This window comes from Hydrogenivirga sp. 128-5-R1-1, from assembly GCF_000171895.1.
The window spans coordinates 1-6,672 of sequence record NZ_ABHJ01000026.1 but is presented as its reverse complement, the minus strand read 5'-3'; the positions used below and the strand labels follow the sequence as shown (position 1 = coordinate 6,672).

8 protein-coding genes are annotated in these 6,672 nt (G+C 33.8%); all 8 read left to right on the top strand.

What is annotated here, in order from left to right:
• The coding region (locus tag HG1285_RS19735; protein WP_008288154.1) for a UDP binding domain-containing protein at positions 1–242 on the top strand (242 nt) is incomplete at its 5' end.
• 8 nt (positions 243–250) lie between these two features.
• Complete coding sequence (locus HG1285_RS06370; RefSeq protein WP_008288153.1) at positions 251–1,207, top strand: dihydroorotate dehydrogenase; 957 nt, start codon at positions 251–253, stop codon at positions 1,205–1,207.
• A 10-nt stretch (positions 1,208–1,217) separates the two neighbouring features.
• On the top strand, positions 1,218–3,200 hold the full coding sequence (locus tag HG1285_RS06375) for a M3 family metallopeptidase (RefSeq protein WP_008288152.1): 1,983 nt from the start codon (positions 1,218–1,220) through the stop codon (positions 3,198–3,200).
• A 111-nt stretch (positions 3,201–3,311) separates the two neighbouring features.
• Positions 3,312–3,632: an antibiotic biosynthesis monooxygenase gene (locus HG1285_RS06380; RefSeq protein ID WP_008288150.1), complete on the top strand. Its 321-nt coding sequence runs from the start codon at positions 3,312–3,314 to the stop codon at positions 3,630–3,632.
• A gap of 73 nt (positions 3,633–3,705) precedes the next feature.
• A complete protein-coding gene (gene ndhC, locus HG1285_RS06385; protein WP_008288149.1) occupies positions 3,706–4,074 on the top strand; it encodes an NADH-quinone oxidoreductase subunit A in 369 nt (122 codons plus the stop codon).
• Entirely contained in the window at positions 4,062–4,583 is a 522-nt protein-coding gene (locus tag HG1285_RS06390) for an NADH-quinone oxidoreductase subunit B (RefSeq protein WP_232219497.1), read from the top strand. Before ndhC ends, HG1285_RS06390 begins: the two co-directional genes overlap by 13 nt.
• A 65-nt stretch (positions 4,584–4,648) precedes the next feature.
• The gene (gene nuoD / locus HG1285_RS06395) at positions 4,649–6,367 is read left to right on the top strand and encodes an NADH dehydrogenase (quinone) subunit D (RefSeq protein ID WP_232219496.1); all 1,719 of its coding nucleotides are present in this window, start codon (positions 4,649–4,651) and stop codon (positions 6,365–6,367) included.
• Entirely contained in the window at positions 6,364–6,624 is a 261-nt protein-coding gene (locus HG1285_RS17575; protein ID WP_032496787.1) for a hypothetical protein, read from the top strand. Before nuoD ends, HG1285_RS17575 begins: the two co-directional genes overlap by 4 nt.
• The last annotated feature ends 48 nt before the right edge of the window (positions 6,625–6,672 follow it).

Here is a 6,672-nt window from a genome sequence, read left to right as displayed (position 1 = left end):
ACCCTTTTGCATATCCTGATGAAGTGAAGAAAGAATATGGTATAGAGCTTTTAGATAATATTGAAAAAGAAGCTCCTTATGACGCAGTTATCGTTGCTGTAAAGCACAAGCCTTTTATTGAGGAACTTGATTTTAAAAAATATAAAAAAATTATGGGAGAAAACCCTGTTTTAATAGATATTAAAGGGTTGTATAATAAAGAAAAAGCTAAAAAAGAAGGCTTTTTATACTGGAGGTTATAAAAAAAGAAGTGGAAAAAATAGTAAAACCATTAGAAGACAGCCTGTCTTATGAACTTTTTGGAATAAAGTTTAAAAATCCAGTATGGACTGCTTCAGGATGTTTTTCTTACGGTCTTGAAGTGGCTGAAAATCTTTACGATATTTCAAAACTTGGGGCAATGGTAGTAAAAGGACTTTCATATAAACCAAGAACTGGAAACCCACCTCAAAGGATAGTTGAAACTCCTGCTGGAATGCTAAACTCAATAGGTCTTCAAAATCCGGGAGTTGAGTATTTTTCAAAAAATATACTCCCAAAACTGAGAAAATATGACACCATAATAATTGCAAACGTTTTTGGAGAAGATGAAGAAGAATATCTAAAAGTTGGAGAATTTTTAGATAAAACAGAAGGTGTTCATGCTTTAGAGCTTAATGTTTCCTGTCCAAACGTAAAAAAAGGTGGTATAGCCTTTGGCTCTGACCCAGATACTCTGTACAACCTTGTTTATAAATTAAAACAAATTACAAGTAAACCACTACTTGTAAAACTAAGCCCAAATGTTACAGACATAACCCAAACAGCACAGGCCTGTGTTGAAGCAAAAACAGACGGACTTGTTTTAATAAATACCCTTCTTGGTATGGCAATAGATGTAAATAAAGAACAGCCTATACTTGCAACAAAAACTGGTGGTCTTTCTGGACCTGCAATACTTCCAGTTGCAGTAAGAATGATATATCAGGTTTTTGAAAAATATGGAAGCGCCGTTCCTATTATAGGAGTTGGCGGAATAACTACAGCAGAAGATGCACTTCAGCACTTTTTAGCTGGTGCTGTTGCAGTTCAGATAGGAACGGCAAACTTTTACGACCCATATTCTCCATTGAAAGTAATAGAAGGACTTAAAAATCATTTGAATAAAAAAGGGTATAAACATATTTTAGAAATAATAGGAAAAGCCCATAAATTAAAGATAACCTAAAGGAGGAACAATGAGTTTTCCAGAATTTATATATAGTGATGAAAATTTAGACCAGCTTAAAGAAAAGGTTTTAAGCCAGATAGAAGAAAATAAGAAGAAAATTGAAGAGCTTTTAAAAATAAAAAATAAGACCTATAAAAACTTTGTTAAGCCTTATGAAGAGCTTAATATAAAACTTGGAGAATTTTTCCAGCCGATTGCCCATTTAAATTATGTTAAAAACTCTCCAAAAACACAGGAAGTTTATTCTTCACTTCTTCCTGTTTTAACAGAGTACTATACAAATTTAGGACAGGATGAAAGGATTTATAAAGCATTTAAAGAAATTTATGAAAATGAGAAAGAAAATCTAACTTATGCACAACTTAAAGTACTTGAAGACTCAATAAAAGATTTTGAACTTTCAGGTGTTGGACTTGAAGAAGAAAAGAGAGAAAAGGTTAAGCAAATCAATATTAAGCTTTCAGAACTTCAAAACAGCTTTGCACAAAATCTTTTAAATGCGACTAACGCCTATGAAATGATAATAGAAGATTTTGAAGATGTTAAAGAACTTCCTGAAACAGACCTTAAAACAGCCACTATAGAAAAAGATGGAAAAACCGTTTACAGATTTACACTTCACCAGCCATCTTACATAGCATATATGACCTACGGCTCAAATAGAGAAAAAAGAGAACAGCTTTACAAAGCTTATACAACAAGAGCTCCTGAAAATGACAAAATACTTGAAGAAATTCTTGCTTTAAGACACGAAAAAGCAAATTTACTTGGGTTTAAAAATTATGCTGAGCTTTCACTTGCAAAGAAAATGGCAAATTCTCCAGAAGAAGTTATTGAGTTTTTAAGAACTTTAGCAGAAAAAAGCAAACCTCAGGCAGAAAAAGAGTTTGAAGAGCTTCAAGAGTTTGCAAAATCTAAAGGGTTTGATGAAAAAATTGAAGCATTTGATTTTGCATACTGGTCGGAAAAACTAAAAAAGGAAAAAATAAATGTGAATGATGAAGAGTATAAACCTTACTTTGAAAAGTCAAAAGTTATAGAAGGACTTTTTAACTTTCTAAATAAGCTTTTTAAACTTGAATTTGAAAAAGTGGATGCTCCAGTTTGGGATGAAACAGTAGACGTCTTCCATCTTTATAGAAAAGGACAGCTTATAGGAAGACTTTATATGGATTTGGAAGCAAGGGAAGGCAAAAGAGACGGGGCATGGATGGATGAATGGATACCACACTATGTAAACTTAGAAGGAGAAAAAGTTCTACCTGTAGCGTATATAGTTTGTAATTTTGCGCCTTCTTCAAAGGATGTACCTTCCTTACTAAGACCTTATGATGTTGAAACACTTTTCCATGAAATGGGACACGCCCTTCATCATCTTTTAAGTCAGGTGGAAGAAGCATCTGTAAGTGGAACATCTGGTGTTGAGTGGGACGCTGTTGAATTTCCTTCCCAGTTTTTAGAGCAGTTTGCATATGAGCCTTCAGTGTTAAAAACGTTTGCAAAGCATTATAAAACAGGACAGCCGATGCCTGATGATATGATAAACAGGCTTAAAAATACAAAAACGTTCTTATCTGCCCTTGCAATGGTTAGACAGCTTGAGTTTGCACTTTTTGATATGTTAATACACTTAGATAAATATAATGCTAAGCAGGTTCAGGAAATACTTGATAAAGTAAGGCAGGAAGTGGCAGTAATAAAACCACCTTCTTACAATAAGTTCCAATGGTCTTTTTCACATATTTTTGCAGGTGGATATGCTGCTGGATATTATAGCTACAAATGGGCTGAAGTTCTATCTGCTGACGCATATTTTATGTTTATAGACAACGGCATATACAATGATGAAATAGCTGATAGTTTTTATGAAGAGGTTTTAACTAAAGGTGGAAGTAAGCCGGCTGCTGAAATATTTAAAAGTTTTGCTGGGAGAGAACCTGATATAAATGCACTTTTAAGACTTAGCGGGATTAAAACTGTGGAGGAATAAAATGACGCCTTATACAATTGAAGCAATTTTTATTTACAGTATGGTTGCAGTATTTATAGGAACATTATTTGCTTATCTTTACAAAGAAGTTAAAAAAGGAGGAGATGAGGAATGATTGTAGTAATGACTAAGTTTCCAATAAATCCAGAATATGCAAAAGATTTTGCAGAAAGAGCAAAAAAAGAATTTGGAGAAAAAGGCTTAACCGAGCAAGAAGGTTTTATAAAAATGAATATTTTAGAGCCAAAAGAGTTTCCACCAGGAAATAAAAATAATGTTTTCATAATAGAAACTTACTGGAAGGATATGGAAAGCTTTAGAAAATATACTGAAAGTAAAGCTTTTGAAGAAGCCCACAAAAATCCTCCACCTAAAGAGTGGTTTACCGGAAGACCTACAGTTGAGCTTTATGAAGTAATTAAAGAAAAATAAATCTTGAAATGTAAAAAATTATAAGGTATTTTTATTATCCATAATAAAACGGTGTTTGATTTAGGAGAGGAAAATGGACGGATATTTTTCCCTGGTAATATTTTTTATAGCAGCGACAATAGTTGGGGTAGCTTTATTAGTTATTAATAGATTAATAGCTCCTAAAGTACCTGACCCTCTTCAAGACTATCCGTATGAATGTGGAGTTCCTCTTTATGATAAAACTGCCCAAACAACATTAGACCAAAAATACTATTTGCTTGGTCTTCTTCTTGTATTGTTTGACCTTGAAGCAGCTTTTGTATTTCCATGGGCTGTAGTTTACAAAACTTTTGTTAGCATAAATGCAGGACTTATTTTTGTTGAGATGTTCTTATTCTTAACAATACTTATATTTGGATTTATTTATGCATGGAAAAAAGGAGCGTTATCATGGCAATAATGAACAACAATGGAATAATATTAACAACAGCAGAAGAAGTTTTAAGCTGGGGAAGAAGAAATTCTCTATGGCCTGTATCAATAGGGCTTGCTTGCTGTGCTATTGAAATGATGCACACAGCAGCATCAAGGTTTGATACTGACAGGCTTGGGATAATATTTAGGGGCTCTCCAAGACAGTCAGATGTATTGATTGTTGCAGGGACCGTAGTAAATAAAGTTGCTCCAATGCTTAAACTTATATATGACCAGATGCCTGACCCTAAATGGGTAATATCAATGGGTGGATGTGCATCAGCAGGAGGACCATTTCCAACATATTCTACACTTCAAGGTGTGGATAGAATTATTCCTGTTGATGTGTACGTTCCTGGCTGTCCTCCAACTCCGCAGGCATTGCTTTGGGGAATTTTAGAGCTTCAGAAGAAAATAAAGGCTAAAAGAGAAGGAAAAGAGTTCAAAGAAATTCCGATAAAAAAAGCAGAGCCTTCTTTTCCCATTAACAAGTAAAGCTTTAAGCTTTACTTAACGGAGTTTGATAATTGCTCTGGGCTAAATGGGATGATATTGCTTTTATAGGGGATAATTTTGAGTCTTTAAAATTTACAGATAGTGATAAACTTCCCTTTTTTGAAATAAGTAAAACTGAACTTTTAAGTTTTTTAAAAGAAATAAAAGATAATCCTGACCTTCAGTTTAAAATGTTCATAGATTTTACAGTGGTAGACTATCCACTACATAAACCACGCTTTCAAGGTGTGTATTTCCTTTATTCTCCTCTGCTAAAAAAAAGAATTTGCATAAAAACATGGGCAGAAAATGAAAGACTTCCTTCTTTAACAGGTTTGTGGAAAGGTGCAAAATGGGCTGAAAGGGAAGCCTATGATATGTTTGGCATCCAGTTTGAAGGACATGAAAATCTTGTAAGAATGTTCATGTGGGAAGGATACCCTTATTACCCGCTAAGAAAAGATTTTCCAATTGAAGGAATAAAAGATACATATCTACCATCTTTAAATGAAAAACCTGGAAGTACGCCCAGCCATGATTACGAAGAATATCACACAGCTATTCCTACTATGGAAGATTTGGAAGAGACAGAAAGAAAGAGAATTCAAAAAAAAGCTCAGATAGTTTTAAACTGGGGACCTTTACATCCGGGAACTCATGGAACAATATGGTTTTTGTTTGATTTGGAAGGAGAAAAGGTCAAAAACTGCGATATTATCCTTGGCCAGCTCCACAGGGGAGTAGAAAAAATAGCTGAAAATATAACATATACCCAGTTTATACCATATACAGACAGGATGGATTATATATCTGCTATCTGTAGTAATGTTGCTTATGTGAATGCAGTAGAAAAGCTTTTAAACGTTGAGCCTACAGAAAAAGCAAAATGGATAAGAACTATGCTGTGTGAACTCCAAAGGATAAATTCCCATCTTCTCTGGCTTGGTACTTATGCCCTTGACCTTGGGGCTTTAACTATATTTCTCTACACGTTCAGAGAAAGAGAAAAAATAATGGATATTATAGAAGGTATAGCAGGGATAAGGCTGAATTCTTCTTATATCAGAATAGGCGGAGTAAGACTTGACCTTCCAGAAGGTGCACTGGATGTAATTAATCACTTTATAAAAGATTTCCCAACAAAACTTGAAGAATATGAAACTATTCTTACAAAAAATAGAGTATGGCTTAAAAGAAATGTTGGCGTTGGAATTATTGAAGAAGAAGATGTTTATAATTACGGGCTTACAGGTGCTGTAGCAAGAGCTTCAGGAGTTGCTTATGATATAAGAATGATACAGCCTACAGACAAATATGATGAAGTTGATTTTGAAATACCACTCGGCACTGTTGGAGATTCTTACGATAGATATTTGGTTAGAATGGAAGAAATGAGACAGAGCTTAAATATTGTAAAGCAGTGTGTAGAAAAATTAGAAAAATTAAAAGATGATAAGCATATAGCAACAGATAATCCTTATGTTCTGCCTACTTTAGATGAAACTTTTGTTTCAATAGAGTCAATGGTAAAAGATTTTAATCTTAGAATATACGGTGAGCAGGCACCAGAAGGAGAGGTTTATCTATCAGGAGAAAACCCAAGGGGAGAACTTGGATTTTACATAATAAGTAAAGGAGAGGGCAGACCCTACAGAACAAGAATAAGGTCTGGGGCTTTTTACAACCTTCAAATATTCCCAGAGCTTATAAAGGGTAGAACAATAGCTGATGCTGTGGTTCTACTTGGAAGTTTAGACCCAGTAGTTGGTGAAACTGATAGATGATAAAAAAGTTATTTTCCATAGTTATAGTATTTTCTTTATATTCAATAATTTTCCATTTTCATTCTGATTTTTCATATCATCCAGACTGTCCTGTTTGTGTTTCTGGAGTTGATGATGAAAAAACGATAACTATTAACGTTTCTATAAAAGAAAAACCTATAATCTACAAATCCAAATATTTTTTCAATTTAAAAGAGAATTTAAAATCTAAAAACTTCAAAAGAACCTTCCTTCAAAGAGCACCTCCAGAAGTATAAACTTTAAACATACTTCTAACTTTGATTTAAAAAAAACCTAAAAGGAGG